The following is a 341-nucleotide window of genomic DNA, read 5'->3' on the forward strand; positions in this document are numbered from 1 at the left end:
GGCCATGCCGGTGAGCAGGCGTGGCGGCAGGGCCTCGCCGAGCAGGCGTGCGGCGAGGAGCGCCATCAGGATCGGCCCGGTGTTGACGAGCAGGGAGGCCGTGCCGGCGTCGACGAGGCGCTCACCCCAGTTCAGCGCGACCGTGTAGCCGGCGAACCAGACGAGCCCGGAGAGCAGGATGCCGCGCCAGGCACCGCGCGGGGGCAGACCCTCGCGGCGCACGAGGAGCAGCGTCACGAGGGTCAGCGAGGCGGCGAGCAACCGGCCGAGGGCGAGCGCCCCCGGCGAGTAGGCGGCCCCCGCGCTGCGGATGGAGACGAAGGCGGACGCCCAGGCGAACA

Annotated in this window: 1 protein-coding gene; it reads right to left on the reverse strand. The window is 75.4% G+C overall.

The genetic code is table 11. The features are described from left to right. Positions 1-341: EamA family transporter (locus VR44_RS30930; RefSeq protein ID WP_045950934.1), on the reverse strand; the 341-nt coding region annotated here is incomplete at both ends.

The organism is Streptomyces katrae (assembly GCF_000966975.1).
In the GTDB taxonomy this organism is placed as follows: domain Bacteria; phylum Actinomycetota; class Actinomycetes; order Streptomycetales; family Streptomycetaceae; genus Streptomyces; species Streptomyces katrae.